This window comes from Pseudoalteromonas sp. AS84, assembly GCF_038900255.1.
Taxonomy (GTDB): Bacteria; Pseudomonadota; Gammaproteobacteria; order Enterobacterales; family Alteromonadaceae; genus Pseudoalteromonas.
The window spans coordinates 338,433-363,486 of record NZ_JBBMQY010000002.1; the positions used below are offsets into that span (position 1 = coordinate 338,433).

The window sequence follows — 25,054 nt, forward strand, 5'->3', positions numbered from 1 at the left end:
ACTTTCTCTTTAATACGTTGCTTAACTAATTTAACTAATTAGCCAAACCAGCTATTTTTACATCAAGTGTAAATAACCCCTTAGCGGTAGTTATTAATAACGTTTTTCGGTTTTTACCACCAAAGGCAAGGTTGGTTACATTAGGGCCAAGTTCAATTTTATCGATAAACGCGCCACTTGGCGTGTAAATATTAATAACGCCTTTGCTGTGGCTACTTACGTAAATATTGCCAGCGGAGTCTACTTTTATGCCATCGGGCGAGGTTACTTTAATAAAGTCTTCGCGTGGTGAAATATCACCGTTTTCATCAATAGTGTATTTGCTGACGCGGTTACTAAAGTCGCCAATATAAAGGGTACGTTGATCGGGCGAGAGCGCAACACCGTTGGGCTTTTCAAGCGTAGCGTCAATTAAACTAAGTGTGCCCGTATTACTTAACTTATACACGCCGGTATAAGGCATTTGTTGAGTGCGTTCGCCTATTTGCCAGTTAGGATCGGTAAAAAATATATCGCCATTTTTATGCATAGTCATATCGTTTGGCGAGCTAAAGCTTAGCCCATCAAATTCGCTAACTATTACGGTATTAGTTTTACTTTTTATATTAATTTTAGAAAGCGACTGCGTACTATGGTTAAGCGTATAGAGGCTCTCTCCTTTGGCATACAATCCGTTTGTACCACTGTGTTTTAAATAAGTGGTGAGAGTATTGGGCAGCACTAATTTATAAATGGTGGAATCAGGGCCAAGTGCTTGCGAGCTTGCAAAGTTCATTTCTGAAAAATAAAACGCATTGTCTTGGCTTGACCACGTTGGGCCTTCTAAAAATAAAAGCTCGTCACTAACAAGTGTGGGTTTTACGCCCTTTATTAATGGCGACTGCTCATTGCTTGGGTTGTTTACAGCGTTTAACAAAGGCGGGTTTTGAGGTTGTTGTGCCAGCGCTGCTTTATTAAAACAGAGCATTAATACAACTAAGCTTAGTATTTTTTTGTGTGTTTTTAGCATGGACGTTTACTCAGGTTTGTTTAATTTATAATTTAATGGTCATTTTGACTATATCATTTATTTTTTTCGTTGTATGATATTTATCGAAAATAATAACGATTCAACGGAGCACACACATGCATAAAAAACACACACTCAGCCTGCTTTTACTTGCAGGGTCATTAAGCGTAAACGCTGCACAAGACCAAGCTCTTAAAAACACCTTTGCAGACTCATTCAAAATGGGGGTTGCTGTAAACCAAGATATAGTGACAGGCAAAAACGCAGCCGCGCAGTCAATTATTGCTAAGCAATTTAATACAGTCACCCTAGAAAACGCCATGAAAGCAGAAGTAATTTACCCACAGCAAGGTAAGGTCGATTTTAGTGGTGCAGATGCGTTTATAGATTTTGCCAAGCAAAATAACATGTTTACCGTAGCCCACACCTTAGTGTGGCATAACCAAACGCCTGACTGGTTTTTTACAAATAGCAAAAATGAGCCAAATACCCCAGCACAGCAGCTTGAGCAAATGCGCAAACACATAGAGCTTGTAGCAGGGCGCTATAAAAACAAAGTAGATGCGTGGGATGTAGTTAACGAAGTGATTGCTGATGACGGCTCTTATCGCCCAACTGTGTGGGTTAACCGCGTTGGTGATGGCGATACGATGGTAAAAGCCGCGTTTAAATACGCCCAGCAGTATTCACCTAGTACCGAGCTTTACTACAACGACTTTAATGCATGGCGACCAGAAAAAAGAGACGGCATTATACGTATGATCAAAATGCTGCAAAAAGAAGGTATCCGCATTGATGGCATTGGCATACAAGCGCACTGGGGGCTTAACTTTCCTAAAATGCAATACATTGAACAAGCCATTGACGCATACGCCGCACTGGGTATAAAAGTGATGATCACTGAGCTTGATATAGACGTGCTGCCTTTAACAAAAGAAGGGCAGATTACCGGCACCGATATGATGAAACCGCAGTTTCAGCTAGAAGAGTTTGAAACCTACCTCGACCCATACAAAAATGGCTTGCCAAGCGACGTAGAGGCGCAATTAAACGCCCGTTATAAAGCCTTGTTTGAACTGTTTTACGCAAAGCGCGACAAGATAGACCGCGTAACCTTTTGGGGATTACACGATGGTATGTCGTGGAAAAATGACTACCCAATCCCAAACAGAACAAACTACCCATTACTATGGGATCGTAATTTAAACCCTAAGTCAGTTATTAAAACAATTACTGAAGTAGTTCAGTAAATCGCATTGTGTAGTCAAAGCCGAGTATTTTTAAATACTCGGCTTTTTTTGTTTGCAAATTTTTATATGGAGGCAAATAAAAGTCATTTTACTAAGCGATGAGCTGGTAAACCTTGATCTTACATAAGTAATACAAGCACACGTATCACTTACACCTTCTATTTAATTATTTTTATCAGACTCAAATCAAACTCAAAGCATACTCAATATGAAACGGGTCAAATTTTAGCCTTGATCCTTATTGTTAATTGGACTATAACGGTGTTGGTTTTAGGTTAATTTTATGATTGCATATTCACACACACGATATAAAACAATAAATTTTAATTTAAACCTTAACTATAACTTTATGATTTTAAATTTATATTTGTACCGTTGTACAAAGTAAATATTAACGTTTGAAGAGATATTAAAATAATAAATATAAATGACTGTTTGTTTTTCTAATTAGTTGTAGTCATATTGAATAATAGCTTTTGATGATGCAGTAGAAATACTCTTATCATATTTTATTCACTCAAATGGCTTTACTGCACCTAGTTTAAAAACAACTCATTTATTGCTTTAGTCTAAGGAATAAAAAATGAATAAATCGATTTTTCGTAACACCGGATTAGTGACCTTAGTATCACTATTAATGGCGTGCGGGGGGGATAATAAAGATACACCGGTGCCTGAATCTATACCGGAAGTAGTAGCCCCTGATACTCCAGCGCCTGAAGCGCCAATAGCAGCTGAAATAGCAAATGGTGGGTTTGAAGAAGACACTACAGGGCAAACAACGCCCGTCGGAAATTGGGTATTTAGACCAGATCAAGAATCAAGCGCTACTTCTACTATAGAGATAATTGAATCGCAAGAAGGCGTTAATACTTACAAAGGCACCAAAGCAGCTGAGGTTATTGTTAATACATTGGGTGACAACCCATGGGGAATTGAAATAGCTTATGAAGACCTTCCTATCACTGGAGGTAAAAATTACGAGTTTAGTGTTTGGGCCAAAGGTGAAGAGGGAACCAGTGCCGATTTTTGGATTCAAACACCTGCGCCAGATTATGGTCAACTTAGCCTAGTAAAAGAAACACTCACAGGCGAGTGGCAAAAAATAACATTAACAGCCGCAACAGCCGAAGCTGACTCTTTAGTTAGGCTGGCAATTCACTTTTCAAAAGAAGAGAACATTAACAAGTCTATTTACCTAGACGAATTTTCAGGCTTTATTTTAGACGATGTACCAGCAGAAGAAATACCTGATGTTCAATACAGCGAAGTGACAGCACAAAGTTTAAAAGCATTAGCACCTAATTTTAATATTGGTGTAGCTGTTCCTGCGGGTGGATTTGGTAACAGCATAATAGACAGACCAGAGATTAAAACGATTATTGAACAACACTTTAATCAACTCTCTGCTGAAAACATTATGAAGCCTACCTATTTACAACCAACCCAAGGTGAATTTTTTTACGATGATTCTGATGAGCTAGTTAACTACGCCAAAGACAACTCACTCACGGTACATGGTCATGTTTTTGTGTGGCACTCGCAAATTGCACCTTGGATGCAAAGTTTTCAAGGTGATAAAGCTGCGTGGATAACCATGATGGAAAATCATATCACTCAAGTTGCCACTCATTTTGAAGAAGAAGGCGATAACGATACGGTAGTTAGCTGGGATGTAGTTAACGAAGCGTTTATGGAAAATGGTAAATACCGTGGTGAAAAAACCACAAACGACAGCGCCGACGAATCTGTGTGGTTTGAAAATATAGGTGCTGAATTTTTACCGTTATCCTATAAAGCAGCAAGAGCGGCCGACCCTGATGCCGACTTATACTACAACGATTACAACCTGATTTGGAATGCTGATAAATTAGATGCTGTTATCAATATGGTTAACGATTTTCACAACAATGGCGTGCCTATTGATGGTATAGGGTTTCAATCTCATATTTCACTTAACAGCCCTGATATTTCAACCATTCAGGCACACCTTCAAAAAGTGGTCGATATTCGGCCTAAAATAAAAGTGAAAATTACCGAGCTAGATGTTCGTATGAACAACGAAGGCGGCATTCCTCTAACTTACTTAACCAGTGAAAGAGCAGATGAACAAAAGCAGTACTACTACGATATTGTTAAAACATACCTAGAAACTGTACCTGAAGATCAACGCGGTGGCATAACTATTTGGGGCGTAATTGACGAGGATAGTTGGTTACAAAACTGGCCAGAGCCAACAACAGAATGGCCACTGTTATTTTTTAATGACTTTACTGCAAAGCCTGCCTTGCAAGGATTTGCTAATGCATTAAAAGAGCTAATTGAAGTAGCTGAGCCAGCACCTTCATCAGAGCTGTTAACTAATGGCGACTTTGAAGCCGGACTTGATTCATGGCAAGCCCGTGGTAGTGCAAGCATTACTTTAGATGCAACCCAAGCCCACAGTGGTAATAATAGCGCTTTAGTACAAGGGCGTACGGAAACGTGGAACGGTATTCAAAAAGATGTAAAAGGCTTATTTACAGCAGATAAAACCTATAACGTATCTGCGTGGGTTAAGTTATCTGACGACAGCACTACTGTGTCGCCAGGAATAAAACTAACGCTACAAATAGAGCACACTAGCACCGAGTACCTTGAGCTTACACCCGTCACTATCGTTAACGCGGGTGACTGGGTACAGCTTTCGGGCACTTACACACATTCAATCACAACGCAGGAAAGCGCCGCTTTACTTTATGTGGAGTCAAACGAACTGACTGCTGATTTTTATGTAGACGACGTATCGGTCACTTTGGTTGAATAATAAACCTACCTAAAAGTAATTAACCCCGGATTAAATAGTCTGTATTTTTTATACAGACTATTTTTTTGCGCGGGCTTTAATTGTTTATGCAGGATGCAGCAGGGTAATCAGCGTTGTCTTTTGAGGATTATATGCATGGTGTACCTTAATAAAATGCCACTCAATTCCAAGTAGAAAAAATTACTCATTGTCATGATATTACGATTGAAATAATTGTTTTTTTATTTTTAATTGAAGAAGCAATAATATATAAGGCAGTTTAATTATCTAGGAGTAAAACGTTGAAACCTGCAATTTATCTTGATTTGATAGCAAAATCATCAGAAATTAGCAGTGGAAACTGTATTTTTAAAGAGGCAATTGAAATACACTTAACTTTAAACATATTTGTACCCAAAATTATGTTCTTAATAAGGATGTTTAGTGAAAAAAATAACAGAAAAACAACGTCGATGCGATGTCAGAAGAATCATTTATGAGCGGAACGGTCATCCTAGTTCAAATAAAATGAGAAATGTTTCTGAGAGGGAGCAACAATGTAATGCATCTGTTTGGCAAGATGTAAATGAATGGGTCTCAAAAGAAATTGGCGACGGGCTAAAAGTTACCAATGATATGAGGGGGAAAAAGCTAAAGTATAATGGGCTTGTTATTCATTTACCTGAAACGATGAACTTCTCTAATAATCAAGATGAAACAGTTCAGTGCTTAACTGCAATAAGAAAGTTAGTTTCTGTTTTTGAAGTTTATAAATCTAGAAAAATCCCTCACAAAGCATATAAGCTGAGAAGTGTTAATTTTGATTCTTTGGCCAGTATCTCAACATCGGCAGCCCTTGTGCTTACTGCTGAAGTGTCAAAATGGAATATTTCGATCAAGAAAAAATTAAAACCACAGGTTGAAAAATGGCACGAAGATATATATATACAGTTTGAACAGTTAGGATTTTTTGATCTTTTTAATAATAAGCCTGAAAAATCAGTTATTTCTCAAAAAAGTTCTCCCGACGTAGATTTTGTAAGATATGTTCGAGGTCAATGTGGTAATTCTGATGAGGCTAAAGATAAGAAAAAAGAATTAAAAGCTGAAATTTCTAAACTTGTTGGTGCAAAAGTAGATAAGTGGACTATTTTGCATAGTGGTCTAACTGAAGCCGTAACAAATGTAACACACCATGCGTATCCAGGAAGTAAATCCTGCGAAGAAAAGTCTTGGTATTTAACAGGGTCTTTTAATAAATCGACCAATGAAATGAAAATTGCTTTTTATGATCAAGGCGTAGGTATCCCAAATTCTTTACCCGCATCAGAAATATGGGAAAAAGTGTTAACTTATTTTACTAAGCTTAATATTCCTTCAGTAGAGCATAAAAAACATGCAAGACTTCTAGAAGCTGCGGTTTCTATTGATCGAACAAGCACAATGCAAACAGATAGAGGGAAAGGTTTACAAGACTTATTAGAGTTTATTCGAGAAAGAAAAGCAGGTTATTTGTCTATCTTAAGTTATCATGGACTCTATAAATGTTGGATTGATAAAGGTAAAGAACAATCAAAAACTATAAGTATGGAAAGGCCTCTAAATGGTACACTTATAGTCTGGAACGTAAAACTTAGCTAATGGCATATTTAAAATGAAGACTCTATTTATTGGCAAGCAATTCTCAGATGATCCAGCTGGAAGGTATTACACTGATGGAGATGGTAATGGTGAAGAATTTAGAGAAGAAGTTCTAAAACCAATTTTAGCTGCAGGAAAACCTTTTAAAATCAATATAGATGAAAATGTCGAGGGTTACGGCTCTTCATTCTTAGTTGAAGCATTTGGAGGCTTAGTCAAACATGGTTACTTTGATAAAGAGTATATTAAGTCAAAAATTGAGGTGGTTTACCAAGATACTGATTTCGAATTCTACGCAGATAAAATTTATAAGTATCTCGATGAAGCTAAATACAACTCGATGAAATATATCTCATCTAAAAAAGCAGCAGTCGATGAAAAAAGATACAATGATTCGATTGATAAAAATTTCATAAAAGAATTCTTGTAGGTAAATAGTATGAGTTATACGGAAGTAACAAATACGAAGGATGTTGATAAAACTATAGAAAGTTTAATTAACGAAAATTATGATAATGAGATAATAACAACTGCAGATTCATTTACGGATCTTAAGCATTATCTTGAAGAAGAGCTTTGTGGATTAAATGAAAATATATCTAATTTAAATACTGCTTCTGTTGAAATAAAAAGAAATATGATTGATAAGGAATATTATCAATTATTCATAAATAAGTTAGATACTAGTTTTATTCAGTATTCTGAAAACCAAAAAGAAAATACATCAAAACTAGTTGAAGCAATCTCAAGTGTACCAGATGGTTCATATTCCCTTGCTATAACCTCAGGTGTGATAGGAGCCATCGTAGCTGCTATTGCAGCTTTATCTGTCAATTATGTTTATCAAAAATATATTAATAATGAAAATAAAAAATCACATTTTGCAGATATTTCAATTTCTATTTTGGATAGTTTTGAAAAAACAGCAATTTTATATTGGATTGAAGATAAAATTGCTGATGAAAAAGCTGATAACTATAATTCAAAGGAAATGGAGCGTTTAGAATTAAAAATAAAGTCTGAATTTACTGTGCTTAGGGCAAGTTTAGGTGAGTTTATTTCATCTTTGTCGGAAAAAGAATTTCAACAAAAAACTAAAGTAACTGAGATCATTGAAAAAGTTTACGACCTAGCTACTGGTAGTAGTTTTGAAACTGTAGATAAGAAATGTGATAAATCAATAGCTACAAAAATATCTACTCAAACGGCTAGGTTAAAATCTATACTTTTGAAGTTTTCCCAGCATACAAAATAAAATTCCGAAGAGCTAAACACTACTTGTAAAAAACAGCCTGATCTAATATCAGGCTGTTTATTTCCTCTAAAAGCGAAGCGTCTCTTAACCTCTTTGTGCATCATTCTCTGGTCTTTTTCACTTTCACTTAAAAAACCACTCAAAACTACTTAGCCTGATACCTCACTACCACAAACTTAAGTGGCACATCGCCGTTGTTATAAATACCGTGTAGGTCATTAGGGGCTGCAAATAAAATATCTCCGGTGCGTGCTGGTTGGCTTTTGCCATTAAGTGTCCAGGTACCTGAGCCCTCTAGAATCATTAAGTATTCTTCATCGGGATGCTGGTGGGCGGGATGTATTTCGTTATTAGGTTTAATAACCGCAACGCCCGTAATAGCGCCTTTGGTGAGTGGTGTATCGCCATAAAAGTAGGTATGAAAATCGCCGCCTTCGTAGTGACTAATGTGTGCGTCTTTTTGACTCACAATAGCTGATGTAAGTTGTGTGGGTTTATCTGCTGCGCTGACAGGTAATGCAGCAGTTAATGCGACCATTAATGCAAAAATGGCTACGGCTGTTAGTGATAAGGTGTTTGTTGTGTTTTTCATGTGTGTCCTTGCTAATTTATTTACTAATTATCTTGCTAGTTAGGTATGCAATTAAGAAATGTATGCTGTGTTATTTTTGTTCAGTCTATTTTAATAAAACGTTGTTGTCAAAAGGACTATATGGTGTTAAGTTTACGTTGCACACTAAAAAACACACAACAGGTACATCATGCATAAAAATAAACTTACGATTGCTATTTTATTAGGAATGTCGAGCCTTGCACTTGGCTGTAATGGCTCAGCAGAGCAAAGTAAACCGACATTAAAATCGCAAAAAGCGCCGGAGCAATTAACGCTTAAAGCGCAATTTAAAGACCACTTTAAAATTGGTACAGCGATTAGCCGCGACCAAGTGTTAGGGGCTTTGCCTGAAGATTTAAACGTAGCTAAAGCGCAATTTAATACTTTTACGCCAGAGAACTCAATGAAGTGGGAGCGTATACACCCAGAGCTTGAAACGTATGACTTTGAAGCTGCTGATGCGCTAGTTCAGTACGCACAAGAGAACAGCCAAGAATTAGTTGGGCACACATTAGTGTGGCATTCGCAAACCCCTGATTGGGTTTTTGAAGACGAGCAGGGCGAGCCGCTAACGCGCGATGCATTACTTAAGCGCATGCAAAACCATATTAATGCTGTTGCAGGGCGTTATAAAAACCGCATTTTTGCTTGGGACGTGGTAAACGAAGCATTAAACGAAGACGGCACACTGCGCGAATCTAAATGGAGCACCATTATTGGTGACGACTTTATAGAATACGCGTTTAAATACGCTAAACAGGCAGCACCTAATGCCAAGTTATATTACAACGATTACAACTTGTATAAGCCAGAAAAAAGAGCTGGTGCAATTGCGCTTATTAAAAATTTGCAAAGCAAAGGTATTCAAATTGATGGTATTGGTATGCAAGCGCATTACTCGCTTGATAACCCAGAGCTTTCGTTAATGGAAGACTCTATTTTGGCATACGCAGCCACTGGCATTGATGTGATGATAACCGAGCTTGATATTTCGGTATTACCGTTCCCTGAAGGTGAAGAGCAAGGCGCTGATATTTCGTTAGATATTGCCTTGCAAGAGCGCTTTAATCCATACCCAGATGGTTTACCTAGTGAAGTAAACACCCAGTTAGGCGAGCGCTATAAAGCCGTGTTTAACATACTTAAAAAGCATGACGATAAAGTAAGCCGCGTTACATTTTGGGGCATAAGCGATGCACGCACTTGGCGAAACGATTGGCCAATGCAAGGGCGCACCGATTACCCATTATTAATTGACCGTGAGCTTAAACTTAAAAGCTTTGTAAGCGATTTATAATCGCACTAAGTATTTAACCTCCCGCAAAGGATCGCTTAATAGCGATCCTTTTTTGGTTTACATAGTAGTTAAGCAGTAACTAATATGCGTTTGCAAAGGCACTTGTGGTGTTAAATAGCTAAATGGGAAGTGTGGGTTATTAGGGCTGTCGGGGAAAAATTGGGGTTCTAGGCATATACCGTCGTATGCATTAAACGGAGTTTTTAAATGCTGCCCTGTATAAACCTGAATGGCAGGGTAGTTAGAGAATACACTCAGCACTAGTTTTGTATCGGCGCTTGTAAGCTCTGCGTGTTGCTTATTGTTTTGCAGGTTAAGTGTTTGTTCGGTTACAAAGTTATGATCGAGCTTATCGGTTTTATTAAGCACCCGCGCATTTGTGTAGTCAAAAGTGGTATTTGCTACAGGCGTTATTAAACCTGTGGGAATGGCGTTTGTATCTACGGGGGTATAATGCGCGGCGGCCAGTTTTAATGTATGCCCTTGTGCGCTGTTAGTAATGCCATTTAAATTAAAATATGGGTGTGCTGTTGGCCCTGCAATGGTTTTTTTATTACTGGTAATTGTAAATTTAATATCAAGATTACTGTGGCTTTTACTGTTAGTGGTAAAGGTATACAGCACGTTAAATGTAGTTTTACCTGGGTAGCCGTTGTATCCATCGGGTAGGGTAATACTTAAACTTAATGCATTTTTGTGATGATAATCGAGCTGCCAAAACAAGTCGCTTAATGCTTTTTGGCCGCCGTGAAGTTGGTTTACTCCTTCGTTTTTATTAAGTGCATAGGCTTTATCATCAATGCTTATTTGGGCGTTACTTAGCCTGTTTGCATAAGGGCCGGCTACAGCGCCTAAGTAAAACGTGTCGTTTAAATAGTCATTAATATTAGAATAGCCAAGTACAATATTTCGTTTTTTATTATCAACATGGGTAACCCAGCTGGTAAGCCGGGCACCGTAGTTAATAATAGAAATAGTGTCGTTTGCTTCATTACTTAGTGTGTATTGAACAATTGAAGTTGTCATGTTGGTTACTCTTTTAATTGTTCGTTCTAGCTTTATTAATTTCTTCTTTTACGATTGGGAACAGATCGTATGTTGGATAAAACTCAGTGCTGTAAGCTTTCCAACCATAACGTTCAATCGATAAGTTTACTTTTGGTAACAACGCTGCCGGAAAGCGCAAAGTGACTACTTGCCCTATGCCCATCATTACTTTCCAAGATTCTACCGTTGCGCCCTCTGGCGGAAAATGTTTGTAAAAGTTAGCGTTATTGAGTATTTCTTTTATTTCAGAGAGGTTTTTTGATTGGTCGTGTTTTAAAAAAATCGTTAGCATTAGTTCATCATTTTGCTCGTCATTTGCCCATGCGTTAAAACTAGTACTCGCACTAAAAAGCATAATTAATAGTAAGTATTTCATAGTTCACCTTTGTTGGTTAATTGTAAAAATGCGCCGAGCTTTGGGAGGCTTAGCGCATTAATTGGATAAAGTTTGGATTATTTAGCGCATTACGCGTACTAAATATATTAAGCGTTGGCTTTAATTAACACCTGCGCGGTGCTCACTACATTTTTGGTGGTAAAGCCAAAATGCTCTAATAACACGTTACCTGGCGCCGACTCACCAAAAGTGCTCATACCAATTACTTTGCCTTGTAAGCCAACATATTTAAGCCAGTAATCTTGGTGTGATGTTTCAATTGCAATACGGTTTGCTACCGAGTTTGGCAATACACTTTGCTTGTAATCGTCTGATTGCAGGTCAAACAATGTGGTGCTTGGCATTGATACCACACGCACTGCAACACCTTGTGCTGTCAGCTCTTTTGCGGCTTGCATTGCTAAATCAACTTCAGAACCCGTTGCAATTAAAATAAGCTCAGGTGCTTTATTGCTTTCGCTAAGAATATAGCCGCCTTTTTCTATGTCGCTAATTTGCTGAGCGCTACGTGGCTGGTGGTTGAGCCCTTGGCGACTAAAAATAAGCGCGGTAGGTTGCTGCTGATTTTGTATCGCGTTTTTCCACGATACAGCAGTTTCTACTGCATCACACGGGCGCCATGTGACTAGGTTTGGCGTCATACGTAGGTTGGCTAGTTGCTCAATAGGTTGGTGAGTTGGACCGTCTTCACCTTGGCCTATAGAGTCGTGGGTATACACAAATATATTTTGAATACCCATAAGTGCCGACATTCTGACTGCGTTACGGGCATATTCCATAAACATTAAAAATGTAGCGCCGTAATTAATAAAGCCACTGTGCAGTGATATGCCATTCATAATGCCGCTCATACCAAACTCGCGTACGCCATAAAATAGGTAATTACCGTTGGCGTCATCTGCGCTTATGCCTTTAGAGCCAGACCACAGCGTTAAATTAGAACCAGCTAAATCGGCAGAACCACCCAATAACTCTGGTAAGTGCGGGGCAAAGGCTTCAATGGTGTTTTGCGAGGCTTTTCGGCTTGCAATGTTGGCAGCGTCTTTGTTGCACTGTGCAATGTAGTCGTTTGCAATAGCTTCAAAACTTTCAGGCAGGGTGCGTTTAATTACGCGGCGTTCAAATTCTTTGGCAAGCTCAGGGTGGCTTTTGGTGTAGTCACTAAACAGTTGTTGCCATTGTTTTTGTTTTTTATCACCGCTTTGTTTAGCGTCCCAATGGGCGTAAATATTATCACTGATACTAAATGCTTCATTTGGGAGGTTTAAAAATTTGCGCGCCGCAGTTATTTCGTCATCACCTAATGGCGAGCCATGGCAATCGTGCGAGCCTGATTTATTTGGCGAGCCAAAACCAATCACGGTTTTACAACAAAGTAGAGTAGGTTTATCGCTCACTTGTTTTGCTTGTGCAATGGCGCTGGCAATTTGCTCTGGGTCGTGGCCGTCTATATCTTTTATTACATGCCAGCCGTAAGCGTCAAAGCGTTTAGCGGTGTCGTCGGTAAACCAGCCCTCAACGTGTCCGTCGATAGATATGCCGTTATCGTCCCAAAAAGCAATAAGTTTACCCAGGCCTAGTGTGCCTGCAAGCGAACATGCTTCGTGCGATATGCCTTCCATTAAACAGCCATCACCCATAAAACAGTAAGTGTAATGATCTACAATATCAAAACTCTCTTTGTTAAATTGTGCTGCTAGGGCTTTTTCGGCAATGGCCATACCTACAGCGTTTGATAAACCTGCGCCAAGCGGGCCTGTGGTTGTTTCAACACCTGGGGTGTAACCGTATTCAGGGTGGCCTGGGGTTTTTGAATGCATTTGTCTAAATTGTTTAAGCTCGCTTAGTGGTAGTTCGTACCCGCTTAAATGCAATAAAGAATAAATAAGCATAGATCCGTGACCGTTACTGAGTACAAAGCGGTCTCGGTTTGCCCAATTTGGATCGTTTGGATTATGGTTTAAAAAATCGTTCCACAGTACTTCGGCTATATCGGCCATACCCATAGGTGCGCCCGGATGCCCTGAATTTGCTTGCTGTACCGCATCCATGCTAAGTGCGCGAATAGCATTTGCAAAAGGCGCACGAGAAGAAAGCTGAGTCATGTATTACCTCAAATAAAATTAAAAAAGCCTGCACATAATATGGCAGGCTTGAGGGAAATTAGTTTAGTAAGTCTTCAACCAATTTAGCCAAAATACGCTGATCTTTGGCAAAGTTACGAATACCTTCACCGAGCTTTTCGCTGGCCATTGCATCTTCGTTGTGCTGCCATAAAAATTGCTCGTGGGTGAGTGGGGTTATGTCACTTTGCGGTGCTTTGGCAATATTTGCAGCGTCAAGCTTAGTAACCAGAGTACCTTCTTGACTTTGTAAATCATTGAGTAATGATGGCGAGATAGTCAGTAAATCGCAGCCAGCAAGTTCGATTATTTCTTCAGTGTTTCTAAAGCTTGCGCCCATTACCACTGTTTTATAATCGTACTTTTTGTAGTACTGATAAATACCTGTAACCGACTGCACACCAGGATCTTCGCTTGGAGTGTATTCTTTGTTTTCAGCCGCTTTGTACCAATCAAGAATACGCCCAACAAACGGAGATATAAGCGTTACGTTAGCTTGTGCGCATGCAATGGCTTGAGCCATCGAAAAAAGCAGGGTTAAGTTACACTTAATACCTTCTTTTTCTAACTGTTCGGCGGCTTTAATGCCTTCCCATGTTGAAGCAAGTTTAATAAGTACGCGGTCTTTTGAAATACCCGCTTGCTCGTAAAGCGAAATAAGCTTACGCCCTTTGGCAATACTTGCTTTGGTGTCAAACGATAAACGCGCATCTACTTCGCTTGATATACGGCCAGGTATTACCTTTAGTATTTCACAGCCAAAGTTAACAATAAGTTGGTCGCAAATAGCGTCAACGTCGTTGCCAGCTTTGCTTATAGCATCACTAATTAAATGTTTATACTGAGGTAATTTTGCAGCTTGTAAAATTAACGAAGGATTGGTTGTTGCATCAACCGGTTGTAGGGCTTTGATTGACTCTACATCGCCACTGTCGGCAACGACCGTGGTTACTTTTTTGAGTTGTTCTAACAAGTTCATAATGATGTACGCCTCGGCTTTAAAACCGAGGCGATGTCCTTATACGTAGCGGTTAACAATATTCTCAAGCAGTTCTTGGCGACCAGAAACTTGCTTAGGATCGATGTTGTTCTCGTGTACTAAGGCTGAAAGGCTCTCAAGTGATTGCTCACCATTTAGAATGCTTTGACCTAGGTCTTCTTTCCAGCCTGCGTAACGTTTTTCAACAAAGTCAGACAGCTCGCCACCTTCAATCATTGCTGCTGCATTGAGTAATGCTTTAGCCATCGTATCCATACCGCCAATGTGGCCAATGAATAAGTCATCGCGTTCACACGATTGACGACGAAGTTTAGTGTCAAAGTTAAAGCCGCCCGTTGTAAAGCCACCCATTTTTAAAATTTCGTAAACAACAAGTGTGCACTCAGCTACATCGTTAGGAAATTGGTCTGTATCCCAACCGTTTTGCATGTCGCCACGGTTAGCATCAATACTACCCATAATGCCTTCTGCGCAAGCAACTGCAATTTCGTGATGGAAACTATGACCCGCAAGTGTTGCGTGGTTTGCTTCAATGTTTACTTTAATTTCGTCTTGTAAGCCGTGCTTGTATAAAAAGCCTGCAACTGTTGCTGTATCGTAATCGTACTGGTGCTTAGTTGGCTCTTGTGGTTTTGGCTCAATTAATAATGTGCCTTTAAAACCAATTTTTTTCTTGTGCTCTACAACCATTTTCAAAAAGCGTGCGTACTGTTCGCTTTCTTGTGCAAGGTCTGTATTTAGTAGCGTGTCGTAACCTTCACGACCACCCCAAAGTACGTAATTTTCGCCGCCTAAACGATGCGTTATTTCCATTGCATGTTTAACTTGTGCTGCTGCATATGCATACGTATTAGGATTAGGGTTTGTTGCACCACCGGCACAAAAACGCTGATTTGAGAATAAGTTAGCAGTACCCCACAGTAGTTTTACACCTGTGCGCTGCATTTCTTTTTCGATAATGTTAGCGATATGCGTTACGTTATCGTGGCTTTCTTGTAGTGTTTTGCCTTCAGGGGCAATATCAACATCATGAAAACAAAAGTAAGGAACGCCTAATTTTTCATAAAATTCAAAGGCTACTTTTACTTTTTGTTCAGCAAGTTCTAATTGGTTGCCCACAGGTTGGATCCAAGGACGGTCAAACGTACCTTCACCAAAAATATCAAACCCTGTAGAACAAAAGTTATGCCAGTAACAAGCTGCAAAACGAAGGTGCTCTTTCATTGTTTTGCCAAGCACTACTTGGTTTTCGTCGTAGTAACGAAATGCAAATGGGTTTTTAGAGTTTTCACCCTCAAATTTAATTTTTTCAACGTTTGTAAAAAATTGCTCGCTCATATTGTGCTCCATTAATTTTATAATAGTGTATTAAAAGTATGTTTTTACACTTTGATAAAGTGCTTTGTATGTTGTGTATTGCTGTGCGTAAAAGTTTTGCATGATTGGGTCTGGCTCAATGGTTTGCGTTACTTTGCCGTTAACACACACTTGTTGTGCAGAGAGTTGTGTTACTGCTATTCGGGCAAGTCTTGCAGCGCCAAATGCGGGACCAACTTCTGAGCCTTCTCGGTAAATTAGGGGGCGGTTAAGTACACTTGCGATGATTTTTCCCCACAGTGGGCTTTTAGCGCCACCACCAATAACGGTTACATCGTCAATTTGTGCGCCGGCATCAAGCAGTACTTGTTGGCCATCGGCAAAGGCAAAAGCAACGCCCTCGAGTACTGCGCGGCCAAGGGCTGCTGCATCGGTATCACTGTCTAAACCAAAAAACACGCCTTTGGCATCGGGGTTATTATGCGGCGTACGTTCGCCAGTTAAATAAGGCAAAAATATCACTGAGCTTGGTTTGCTAAAGTCGCATTTACTTACTTGTTCAAGCAATGCACTTTCGTTTTCAAAACCAGTTAATTTAGTGACCCAGGTTAAACAGCTTGCTGCGCTTAACACCACTGACATTTGGTGCCAGGTGTTTTCAATGCAATGACAAAAAGTATGTACAGCACCTTCTGGGTTAGGCAGGTATTTTTCGTTGGCAACAAAGTAAACGCCCGAAGTACCTAATGATAAAAACGCTTGTTTTGGCTTTACTACGCCTACACCGGCAGCGCCTGCGGCATTATCGCCACCGCCAGCAACAACAGGTACTTGCTCCATTCCCCATTTAGCAGCAACTTGGGCTGTTAATTTGCCTGTAATTTGTGTGCCTTCAAAAAGAGTAGGCATGTGTTGCTCTTTTAAGTCGCAAGCACTAAGCATTTTTTGCGACCATGCTCTTTTTTCTACGTCTAGCCATAATGTGCCTGCAGAGTCAGACATATCTGATGCAAAATCGCCGGTCATTAAAAAGCGTAGGTAGTCTTTTGGTAATAATACTTTGGCTACTTTTGCAAAATTTTCTGGCTCAAACTCTTTTAACCACACCAATTTAGGTGCAGTAAAACCAGGCATTGCTATGTTGCCGGTAATATTACGAGAATTTGGTTCGCGTTTTTCAAGCTCGACACATTGTGCAGCACTACGCCCGTCGTTCCATAAAATGGCTGGGCGAATAATATTATTGTTTTTATCAAGCAGCGTAGCGCCATGCATTTGCCCAGAAAGGCCCACAGCCTTTACCGAATTTAGTAATGCAGGGTGAGTATTTTTAAGATCCTCGATTGCACTACATGTAGCAAGCCACCAGTCTGTAGGGTTTTGCTCAGAAAAAAGTGGTGCTGGGCGTGAAACGCTTAAAGATCCACTTGCTTGAGCAAGCAATTGGTCTTGCTCGTCTAAAATAATTACTTTTACACCTGAAGTGCCTAAATCGATACCAAGGAACATAAATGTGATACTTAATGTTGTTTTAGTGTTAGCGCTAACATTAATGATTTGATATTGTTAAGTCAAGCTAGTTTTAAACTATGTTTAACAATTAATTTGCAAGTTTATTGCTTGGTTGTTGGAGTTCACTTAAATTTCTTTTTAAGATCATAAGGAAACACTATGAAAAAAATAAACTGGGGTATTGTTGGTTGTGGCCGAATTGCTGCACAATTTTGTGAAGACTTAGCCCATACCAATAATGGTGTTGCGTACGCGGTTGCAGCAAGAAGTGGGGAAGATGCAAGCGCTTTTGCGAGCAAGTATGGCGCGGCAAATGCCTACGAAGGGTATCAAGCATTATTTGACGATAAAAACGTTGATGTAGTTTACATTGCCACCCCGCATAACTTTCACTTTAAAAATGCCAGTGATGCTATTAAAGCAGGCAAACATGTATTGTGCGAAAAGCCTATTACGGTTTCGGTAGAAGAGTGTAAGCAGTTGTCTTTACTGGCTAAAAAGCACGACGTATTTTTAATGGAAGCCATGTGGACGTACTTTTTACCTGCAATACAAAAAGCAAAACAATGGGTAGAGCAAGGGCGAATTGGCACTATTAAACATGTTAAAGCTGACTTTGGCTATCCTGTGCCTTTTAACCCCGACGGGCGTGAATACAACCCAGATTTAGCGGGCGGTTGTTTACTTGATATGGGGATTTATCCGCTTGCGATTGCCAATTACTTTTTAAATAACGACCTTGAAAACTTATACGTAAGAGCAAATATTCGCTACAAAGGCGTGGAAGACGATGTACTTATTACTGCTAATTGTGGCGATGTAATGGTGAGCTTAGCAACGTCATTTCAATGCCGGTTAGGGAATGGTGCGTATATTATTGGCGACAAAGGCTATATAAAAATACCCGATGCATTTAGAGCTTATGAGTGCTCTTTGTATGAGCTTGATGATTTAATAGAGCATTTTGAAGATGGCAGGCAGTCACAAGGTTATAGCTTTGAAGCCCAAGAAGTAGGGCGCTTACTGAGCGAAAATAAACGAGAGAGTGACATTATGAGCCACTCTCAAAGTTTACTTTTACAATCGCAAATGGAGCGTATTAAAGCCCTGTTTTAAAATGGTTTTAAGAGAACTTTAAAAGAGCTTTAAAAAGCTTTGGAATGGTTTTATATCAGCTTTAAATCAACTAATAAACTTAACTGGCGGCGATTTATTCGCCGCTAGTTTCGTCATAATTAAAAAATGAAAAGTGAGCTTCTTTATTTTGTCCCGATAAGTCTTGGCACGCCATACCAATAAAAGCACCAGTAAAACACGGTCGATACCCTTGCGGTGATTGCTGCACGTAATCATCAGATAAAATACTGCCATCGAGCACTGGGCCAAACTCTATCCAGCGGTTTTTTTCGGTGGCGTAGTAAAACTGCAGCTGAGCGCCATTAAAATCAGCTTTTAAGTAAACAGGCTTGTTTGTTTTAAGCAAAAGCGGTGCAACAGGCGTGCTTGTTTGGTATTTATCGCAGCTTATTACATTTAAATAACGTGGTGTGGTTTCATCGCCTAAATCGCCGCCGCTTATATGTAAATAGTAGTAATGAGCGGTGTTGTAATAACATACAAGCCCCGCCATTTGCTGAAAACTGCTCGGCGCAAAATCAACGCATGTGCTGCTAACAGTATGATGAGCTTGTACACGCCTGGCAATAAAACTTTGCTGATGCAATGAGCTTAAAGACTCTTTCCCCACTAGGGTGAGCGATGATTTTTGGATGTTCTTATACACCCAATTTTTGCACATGGGTATGCGCAATGACTGAAAATCAACAGTAAGCCCATCGTTACTAAAATCAATATGTGTTGAGGGTTGAGGCTGTGGATTTGGCATTAAGCCCTCAACGGGTACGTGTATTCTCGGGACTTTATTTGTGTGTTTTGCATAAGGCCAGCCATCGTCTTTCCAGATTATTTGCTCAACCCCTGTTTCACGCCCTGTAATGCAGCGGCCACGCTCAGATAGTGGTCTTGATGTTAAAAATACAGTGTACCAATCACCGGTTTGTGTTTGAAAAAAATCTCCATGGCCACATTTTTGTAGCGCATTACTCGGCTCGTGGGCTGCTGTAATAACGGGGTTGTACGGGTGTACTTGGTAAGGGCCAAATACGTTTTTAGAGCGCGCAATACTAATGCAGTGTTCATACCCTGTGCCACCTTCAGCGGTAATTAAATAGTAGTAATCGCCGCGTTTTAAAATATGCGGGCCTTCAGTGCAACCAAGCTCTGTGCCTGCAAATATAGGTTTAACATCGCCTATTAATTTATTGGTTTTTAGGCAAAGCTCTTGCATTACTATGCCACCAAATAGTGCGTTGTTGCGGTGATCAACCAGCATGTTTAGCAAATAACTTTTACCGTCATCATCGTGAAAAATAGACGGATCAAAACCGCTAGAATTTAAGTAAGTCGCTTGTGACCAGTTACCGGTAATATCAGTGGTTGATACAAAATAGTTTGGCGTGTCTTTCCATGGGCCATCAAAGCTTTTTACATTGGTATACACCAAATAAAAACGCCCATTGTTGTAGCTAAGTTGCGGTGCCCATACACCGCAAGAGTCGGGCACTCCTCGCATATCGAGTTGCTCTACGGTGTTAAGTGCTTGGCCTATAACTCGCCAATTTACTAAATCGGTAGAGTGGTGAATTTGCACACCGCCAAACCATTCAAATGTTGAAGTGGCTATGTAGTAGTCGTTATTAACTCTGACAATGTTTGGGTCTGGGTTAAAGCCTCTTAGAATTGGGTTTTGCAGCATGCTCATAATATAGGCCTTTTTAAGTTTTTTATATTATTGGGTGTGAATATTATAAATTTGTTGTTAGCGCTAACATCTTCAGTGTAGTATAAGACTTTGTCAATAAGTAATCATTTAAAACGCGCTGTAAACAATATCAAGCTTCGCAATTATGTATAATGAAAATTAAGAAAGTTAATTATAACAATCCACTGATTGTGAGTAGGTAATAACAGTAATGGCCGATCCTAAAAGAGCAAGAATACAAGATGTAGCCGAGCAGGCTGGTGTATCAATGATGACAGTTTCGCGCGTGCTCAACCAAGACAAAAAAGTAAGCGACAAAACCCGCGAAAAAGTAATGGCTGTTGTTGAGCAATTAAATTACAGGCCAAATGTGTCTGCTAGGCGCCTTGCTAGTACTAAGTCATTCTTTTTAGGGCTTTTATACGATAACCCAAGTGACTCTTACATAAGCCAATTTTTATTGGCAGCGCTTAAAAAATGCCGTGCATTGGGCTACCACCTTGTTGTTGACGAAGCGCATACCGATATTGACAAAACAATTGAATCGGTAAAGCAACTTATTGATGTTACACAGGTTGATGGCATGATTTTACTGCCTCCTATGTGCGACAACGAACAGGTTTTAGATGTACTTACTAAAGCAAATATTCCGTTTGTAAGAATAACGCCAGATACAAAATTAAATCGCTCCCCTTATATATGCATGGACGATTACCAAGCAGCGTTTGATGTTACAGAGCATTTAATAAATCAAGGGCATAGCAAAATTGCACATATTATTGGCGACACTAAACAAGGTGTTAGCCGTTTGCGTTACCAAGGTTATTTAGATGCACTGCGCTCTAATAAAATAATAACGCCACCTGAGTATATAGAGCAGGGCAGTTTTACTTATCAATCGGGCATGGAAGCGGCAATAAAATTACTTTCACTTGATGATAAGCCTACAGCTATTTTTGCAGCTAACGATGACATGGCAGCCGCTGTAATCTCAATAGCTCAAAAACAAGGTATTAATATTCCAAGCGAACTGTCGGTTGTTGGCTTTGATGACACGCAACTTGCAACCATAGTGTGGCCAAATATTTCTACGGTAAAACAGCCCATTAATGAAATGGCTGAGCTTGCCATTACTTTACTAGCATCGGGACAGTATAACGATTTGAGCAATGTAAAAAGTTTAGACTTAAGACATATTTTAGATTTTGAATTAATAGAAAGAGAATCAAGCTCAGCCAATAAAAACAACTAAATAAGCACACCCTTTTGAGCTTCAAAATCTATATAAAATAACAACAACACACAATATGGATACTTATGAACGAGAAAGAAAATGTACTTTTAATAGTACTGGTCTGCTTTGTTGCGACCATTGGCGGGTTTTTATTTGGGTTTGACAGCGGCGTCATTAACGGCACGGTTGATGGATTACAAACGGCGTTTGGCTCCAGTAGTGCGGGTACGGGATTTAACGTATCGAGCATGCTAATTGGTTGTGCAATTGGTGCGTTTTGCGCAGGTCGGTTAGCTGATAAATTTGGTCGGCGTCCGATATTACTTTTTGCCGCTGCTTTATTTATTATAAGTGCTTGGGGGTCGGGTGTGTCAGTCACCTCGTTTGAATTTGTGATTTATCGCATTTTAGGTGGCTTAGCTGTAGGGGCTGCGTCGGTTATGACCCCAGCTTATATTAGCGAGATTGCCCCCGCACGATACAGAGGCACGCTCTCTACACTGCAACAAGTGGCTATAATTTTTGGTTTGTTTAGCGCATTTGTAAGTAACTACTTTTTAGCAAATACGGCTGGCGGTTCTACGGCGTTATTTTGGCTCGACTTTGAAACATGGCGTTGGATGTTTTGGGTTGAGTTATTACCTGCATGCTTGTTTTTAATCGCTTTGTTTTTTATCCCCGAAAGCCCTCGATACTTAATTATGGCTGGTAAAAAAGACGCTGCTGCACGTGTTTTATCGTCATTATATGGCGATGAAACTGCCGCTCTTAAATTAAATGAAATAGCAGAGTCTCTTGCTGGCGATAAACACCAACCTAAATTATCTGATCTTATTGATAAACCTAAAAAACGTTTACGCCCCATTGTTTGGATAGGAATTGGCCTAGCTACATTTCAACAATTAGTAGGCATTAACGTTGTTTTTTACTACGGCGCGGTACTTTGGCAAGCTGCCGGTTTTACTGAATCTGACGCGTTACTTATTAATATAATAAGCGGCTTTGTAAGTATTTTAGCGGTGTTTATTACCATGTATTTTATAGACAAAATTGGCAGAAAACCTTTTTTGTTAACCGGCTCAATTGGTATGACGGTGACACTTTCGGTTATTGTTTATGCCTTTTTAAATGCAGATATTGGCTCAACAGGCAACTTAGAATTAGGAGAGCAGGGCATAGTTGCTTTAATAGCCGCTAATGCTTATGTGTTCTTTTTTAATTTATCGTGGGGCCCTGTAATGTGGGTTATGTTAGGCGAAATGTTCCCTAACCAAATTCGCGGCTCTGGCCTTGCAGTTACCGGCTTTGCCCAGTGGATAGCTAACTTTTTAATTACTTGGTCGTTCCCTGTCATGCTCACAGGCATTGGTTTAGCTGGGGCTTATGGTTTTTACGCATTTTGTGCGTTTGTTTCAGTTATATTTGTATTTAAGTTTTTACACGAAACCAAAGGCAAAGAGCTTGAACAAATGAAAGGGTAAATATTACCCCTTTAATAAGCGCCAAAACTATTGTAATGGTTTTGGCGCTTATTTTATTAATTTTCATATCTGCAATAATAAAGTGAGGTTATAGTTACCTTTGTTTTTTCTATAAAAGTCTCTCAATTGATAAAGCCATATTTAGGAGTCGCTAATTTCCTTGCTTACACTGCCAAAAACCTTACATAAATTATGCTGGCTAAGTAGCTATGATAATAGTTATCCTATTTGAATGGTTGTTTTAGCAAACTTAAGAGGTTGTAATTTAGGTCTTGCAAAACAATACGCAAATGTCAGTGGACCAACTCTGCCAATCAGCATAAGTAAAATAATTATTAGTTGGCTTGGCAAGCTTAAGCTACTAGTAAAATCCCGAGATAGCCCTACGGTACTCAATGCCGAGATCACTTCAAAAGTAATATCTAAAAGTGACGCTTGCTCAATTTTACTCATTATCATAATGCTCAAAAAAGCCGTAAATAAGTACAAAATTACAACGCTTAGTGCTTTTATCACAAGTTTGTCGCTTAGCTCTCTGTTAAGTACGGTTACCTGTGGTTTTTGGCGTAAATAGCTATACATAGCAAGTAGTAAAATAACAAAAGTTCCAATTTTAATACCGCTTGCTGTACTTACCGAACCACCACCTATTACCATTAATAACAATGTAAGTAATGTTGAGTCGGAAGTTAGCTGGCTAATAGGTAAAGTATTAAAGCCTGCAGTACGCGGTGTTACAGCTTGAAACCAGGCTGCAATTACTTGCTCGTTAAAAGGTAGGTTGGCCAGTGTGGCTGGATTTGAATATTCAAATAAAAAAATAAGCAAAAATGCACAGCAATTAATTACAGCACTCGCAATTAATACAATACGTGTATTGATTGCTAATTTATGCCAGCGACGTTGTTGATATATATCTATTAAAACGGTAAACCCCAAACCACCGATTATAAATAATGCACTGATAATAAGATTAACAGATATATCACTTTTAAAAGCCATTAAGCTATTACTGTCTAGCGCAAACCCGGCATTGTTAAAAGCCGAAATAGTATAAAATAGACTTTGGTAGGCGCTACCCGCAATACCATAGTCATCTACCCAGCTAATAAAAAGTAAGCAAAATGCTATAGTTTGAATTATTAGCGAGTAAGTTATTACACATTTAGCTACATGGATCACTCCATTTAAATCGCTTGTATCGAATGCTTGGCTTGCAAGTAGACGTTGTTTTAAGCCTAAATTTTTACCAATACTTAAAAACGAAATAACGGCTACGGTCATAAAGCCGATTCCTCCAATTTGAATAAGCACCATCACAACACATTGCCCAAATGTGGTTAGCGCAGTACCTGTATCAATAACAACTAAGCCTGTTACTGTAACCGCAGAGGATGCAGTAAAAAAAGCTTGAATAAAGCTAAGCGATTCAACACTTGCAAAAGGTAATAGTAATAAGCAAGTGCCGAAAATAATGAGTGTAAAAAAACCAGCAGTTAAAATTAAAGGGGGATTAACAGGCCTTTTAAAATTATTTAAACGGCGATTAAATTGCTTTGGAAGTACGTTTGCTTGCCAGTTGATCATAAGGCTTTAAACCGTTTGGTAAGTTTTGTTAAATAATGCTTGGAGCCTAGTAATACAAGGCTATCACCATGGCGTAACTCGGTGTCGAGTGTTAGGTCTGTATTAAAGTTGTCATCTCGGCGTAAGGTAAGCGGCTTTATGTCTGAGTTACGCTCTTTTAATAGCCAGCCAATATTGCGCCCAGATAAATGTAAATCTATGGCAAGCTCAACAATGAATGTAGATTGTGTAAGCGCAAAGTACTGGCTAACCATAGGGTAGTTAAGTGCATGGGCGACTCTTACACCCATTTCTTCTTCTGGGTGAATAATACGGGATACGCCAAGTTTGCTTAAAATTTGATGGTGGCTTTTAGAGCACGCTTTAACCCATATTTGTTCAACACCAAGGTTTTTTAAATGCAGCACGCATAAAATACTCGCTTCTATATTTTCACCAATTGCAACTAATACAGCTTGGCAGCTAGTTAAGTCGAGTCGAGCAAGCTGTGTTTCATCACTAGCATCTAAAATGACGGTGTAATTTAACTGATTAGCAAACGCGTTAATGGTGCTTTCGCTTATATCGGCTGCGCAAACGTGATGCCCCTGATTAGCAAGCTCAAGCGAGGCGGTAACACCAAAACTACCTAATCCAATTACTGCAAACTGTGCCATGTGTGTTCCTATTAAAAAAATACGACATA

Annotated in this window: 20 protein-coding genes; 9 read left to right on the forward strand and 11 right to left on the reverse strand. The window is 39.4% G+C overall.

Annotated elements, in window-relative coordinates; genetic code table 11:
• Positions 1 to 34: 34 nt before the first annotated feature.
• Positions 35 to 1,009, reverse strand: a complete 975-nt coding sequence (locus WNY79_RS03855; protein ID WP_342875195.1) for an SMP-30/gluconolactonase/LRE family protein — start codon at positions 1,007 to 1,009, stop codon at positions 35 to 37.
• 116 nt (positions 1,010 to 1,125) lie between these two features.
• On the opposite strand from WNY79_RS03855, the gene WNY79_RS03860 reads away from it, so the two are divergent.
• The 5 genes from WNY79_RS03860 (at position 1,126) to WNY79_RS03880 (ending at position 7,940) form a co-directional block, all read left to right on the forward strand.
• Positions 1,126 to 2,259, forward strand: a complete 1,134-nt coding sequence (locus WNY79_RS03860; RefSeq protein WP_342875196.1) for an endo-1,4-beta-xylanase — start codon at positions 1,126 to 1,128, stop codon at positions 2,257 to 2,259.
• Between the two features lie 583 nt (positions 2,260 to 2,842).
• Positions 2,843 to 5,065, forward strand: coding sequence for an endo-1,4-beta-xylanase (locus WNY79_RS03865; protein ID WP_342875197.1), 2,223 nt, complete (start codon positions 2,843 to 2,845; stop codon positions 5,063 to 5,065).
• Between the two features lie 423 nt (positions 5,066 to 5,488).
• Entirely contained in the window at positions 5,489 to 6,685 is a 1,197-nt protein-coding gene (locus WNY79_RS03870; protein ID WP_342875198.1) for a hypothetical protein, read from the forward strand.
• A gap of 13 nt (positions 6,686 to 6,698) precedes the next feature.
• Positions 6,699 to 7,115, forward strand: coding sequence for an STAS-like domain-containing protein (locus WNY79_RS03875; protein ID WP_342875199.1), 417 nt, complete (start codon positions 6,699 to 6,701; stop codon positions 7,113 to 7,115).
• Between the two features lie 9 nt (positions 7,116 to 7,124).
• Complete coding sequence (locus WNY79_RS03880; protein ID WP_342875200.1) at positions 7,125 to 7,940, forward strand: hypothetical protein; 816 nt, start codon at positions 7,125 to 7,127, stop codon at positions 7,938 to 7,940.
• Between the two features lie 145 nt (positions 7,941 to 8,085).
• On the opposite strand, the gene WNY79_RS03885 is transcribed toward WNY79_RS03880, so the two are convergent.
• Positions 8,086 to 8,532, reverse strand: coding sequence for a cupin domain-containing protein (locus WNY79_RS03885; RefSeq protein WP_342875201.1), 447 nt, complete (start codon positions 8,530 to 8,532; stop codon positions 8,086 to 8,088).
• A 169-nt stretch (positions 8,533 to 8,701) separates the two neighbouring features.
• Between WNY79_RS03885 and WNY79_RS03890 the strand changes: the two genes are divergently transcribed.
• Positions 8,702 to 9,850: an endo-1,4-beta-xylanase gene (locus tag WNY79_RS03890; RefSeq protein ID WP_342875202.1), complete on the forward strand. Its 1,149-nt coding sequence runs from the start codon at positions 8,702 to 8,704 to the stop codon at positions 9,848 to 9,850.
• Between the two features lie 57 nt (positions 9,851 to 9,907).
• Here WNY79_RS03890 and WNY79_RS03895 read toward each other — a convergent pair whose 3' ends face one another.
• From WNY79_RS03895 to xylB, 6 genes are all read right to left on the reverse strand, one after another.
• Positions 9,908 to 10,876, reverse strand: coding sequence for an aldose epimerase family protein (locus WNY79_RS03895; RefSeq protein WP_342875203.1), 969 nt, complete (start codon positions 10,874 to 10,876; stop codon positions 9,908 to 9,910).
• A gap of 13 nt (positions 10,877 to 10,889) precedes the next feature.
• Entirely contained in the window at positions 10,890 to 11,273 is a 384-nt protein-coding gene (locus tag WNY79_RS03900) for a hypothetical protein (protein WP_342875204.1), read from the reverse strand.
• A gap of 107 nt (positions 11,274 to 11,380) precedes the next feature.
• On the reverse strand, positions 11,381 to 13,399 hold the full coding sequence (gene tkt, locus WNY79_RS03905) for a transketolase (RefSeq protein WP_342875205.1): 2,019 nt from the start codon (positions 13,397 to 13,399) through the stop codon (positions 11,381 to 11,383).
• Between the two features lie 58 nt (positions 13,400 to 13,457).
• Positions 13,458 to 14,396, reverse strand: coding sequence for a transaldolase (gene tal / locus WNY79_RS03910; protein ID WP_342875206.1), 939 nt, complete (start codon positions 14,394 to 14,396; stop codon positions 13,458 to 13,460).
• A gap of 39 nt (positions 14,397 to 14,435) precedes the next feature.
• Positions 14,436 to 15,755, reverse strand: coding sequence for a xylose isomerase (gene xylA / locus WNY79_RS03915; protein ID WP_024599023.1), 1,320 nt, complete (start codon positions 15,753 to 15,755; stop codon positions 14,436 to 14,438).
• Between the two features lie 30 nt (positions 15,756 to 15,785).
• On the reverse strand, positions 15,786 to 17,243 hold the full coding sequence (gene xylB, locus WNY79_RS03920; protein ID WP_342875207.1) for a xylulokinase: 1,458 nt from the start codon (positions 17,241 to 17,243) through the stop codon (positions 15,786 to 15,788).
• Between the two features lie 162 nt (positions 17,244 to 17,405).
• Between xylB and WNY79_RS03925 the strand changes: the two genes are divergently transcribed.
• Positions 17,406 to 18,362, forward strand: a complete 957-nt coding sequence (locus WNY79_RS03925; RefSeq protein ID WP_342875208.1) for a Gfo/Idh/MocA family oxidoreductase — start codon at positions 17,406 to 17,408, stop codon at positions 18,360 to 18,362.
• Between the two features lie 94 nt (positions 18,363 to 18,456).
• Here the strand turns inward: WNY79_RS03925 and WNY79_RS03930 are convergent, their stop codons facing one another.
• Positions 18,457 to 20,067, reverse strand: coding sequence for a glycoside hydrolase family 43 protein (locus WNY79_RS03930; protein ID WP_342875209.1), 1,611 nt, complete (start codon positions 20,065 to 20,067; stop codon positions 18,457 to 18,459).
• A gap of 211 nt (positions 20,068 to 20,278) precedes the next feature.
• Between WNY79_RS03930 and WNY79_RS03935 the strand changes: the two genes are divergently transcribed.
• Positions 20,279 to 21,319, forward strand: a complete 1,041-nt coding sequence (locus WNY79_RS03935; RefSeq protein ID WP_197118744.1) for a LacI family DNA-binding transcriptional regulator — start codon at positions 20,279 to 20,281, stop codon at positions 21,317 to 21,319.
• 53 nt (positions 21,320 to 21,372) lie between these two features.
• Positions 21,373 to 22,782, forward strand: a complete 1,410-nt coding sequence (locus tag WNY79_RS03940; RefSeq protein ID WP_342875241.1) for a sugar porter family MFS transporter — start codon at positions 21,373 to 21,375, stop codon at positions 22,780 to 22,782.
• A gap of 219 nt (positions 22,783 to 23,001) precedes the next feature.
• Here the strand turns inward: WNY79_RS03940 and WNY79_RS03945 are convergent, their stop codons facing one another.
• Positions 23,002 to 24,369: a TrkH family potassium uptake protein gene (locus WNY79_RS03945; RefSeq protein WP_342875210.1), complete on the reverse strand. Its 1,368-nt coding sequence runs from the start codon at positions 24,367 to 24,369 to the stop codon at positions 23,002 to 23,004.
• Positions 24,366 to 25,025, reverse strand: a complete 660-nt coding sequence (locus WNY79_RS03950; RefSeq protein ID WP_303440464.1) for a TrkA family potassium uptake protein — start codon at positions 25,023 to 25,025, stop codon at positions 24,366 to 24,368. Before WNY79_RS03950 ends, WNY79_RS03945 begins: the two co-directional genes overlap by 4 nt.
• Between the last annotated feature and the right edge of the window lie 29 nt (positions 25,026 to 25,054).

Coding starts and splice junctions, on each gene's coding strand:
- WNY79_RS03925 (WP_342875208.1), top strand. CDS start 17,406: ATGAAAAAAATAAACTGGGGTATTGTTGGTTGTGGCCGAATTGCTGCA.
- WNY79_RS03880 (WP_342875200.1), top strand. CDS start 7,125: ATGAGTTATACGGAAGTAACAAATACGAAGGATGTTGATAAAACTATA.
- WNY79_RS03900 (WP_342875204.1), bottom strand. CDS start 11,273: ATGAAATACTTACTATTAATTATGCTTTTTAGTGCGAGTACTAGTTTT.
- WNY79_RS03890 (WP_342875202.1), top strand. CDS start 8,702: ATGCATAAAAATAAACTTACGATTGCTATTTTATTAGGAATGTCGAGC.
- WNY79_RS03930 (WP_342875209.1), bottom strand. CDS start 20,067: ATGAGCATGCTGCAAAACCCAATTCTAAGAGGCTTTAACCCAGACCCA.
- tkt (WP_342875205.1), bottom strand. CDS start 13,399: ATGACTCAGCTTTCTTCTCGTGCGCCTTTTGCAAATGCTATTCGCGCA.
- WNY79_RS03855 (WP_342875195.1), bottom strand. CDS start 1,009: ATGCTAAAAACACACAAAAAAATACTAAGCTTAGTTGTATTAATGCTC.
- WNY79_RS03895 (WP_342875203.1), bottom strand. CDS start 10,876: ATGACAACTTCAATTGTTCAATACACACTAAGTAATGAAGCAAACGAC.
- WNY79_RS03945 (WP_342875210.1), bottom strand. CDS start 24,369: ATGATCAACTGGCAAGCAAACGTACTTCCAAAGCAATTTAATCGCCGT.
- WNY79_RS03935 (WP_197118744.1), top strand. CDS start 20,279: ATGGCCGATCCTAAAAGAGCAAGAATACAAGATGTAGCCGAGCAGGCT.
- WNY79_RS03885 (WP_342875201.1), bottom strand. CDS start 8,532: ATGAAAAACACAACAAACACCTTATCACTAACAGCCGTAGCCATTTTT.
- WNY79_RS03875 (WP_342875199.1), top strand. CDS start 6,699: ATGAAGACTCTATTTATTGGCAAGCAATTCTCAGATGATCCAGCTGGA.
- WNY79_RS03865 (WP_342875197.1), top strand. CDS start 2,843: ATGAATAAATCGATTTTTCGTAACACCGGATTAGTGACCTTAGTATCA.
- xylB (WP_342875207.1), bottom strand. CDS start 17,243: ATGTTCCTTGGTATCGATTTAGGCACTTCAGGTGTAAAAGTAATTATT.
- WNY79_RS03950 (WP_303440464.1), bottom strand. CDS start 25,025: ATGGCACAGTTTGCAGTAATTGGATTAGGTAGTTTTGGTGTTACCGCC.
- WNY79_RS03860 (WP_342875196.1), top strand. CDS start 1,126: ATGCATAAAAAACACACACTCAGCCTGCTTTTACTTGCAGGGTCATTA.
- xylA (WP_024599023.1), bottom strand. CDS start 15,755: ATGAGCGAGCAATTTTTTACAAACGTTGAAAAAATTAAATTTGAGGGT.
- tal (WP_342875206.1), bottom strand. CDS start 14,396: ATGAACTTGTTAGAACAACTCAAAAAAGTAACCACGGTCGTTGCCGAC.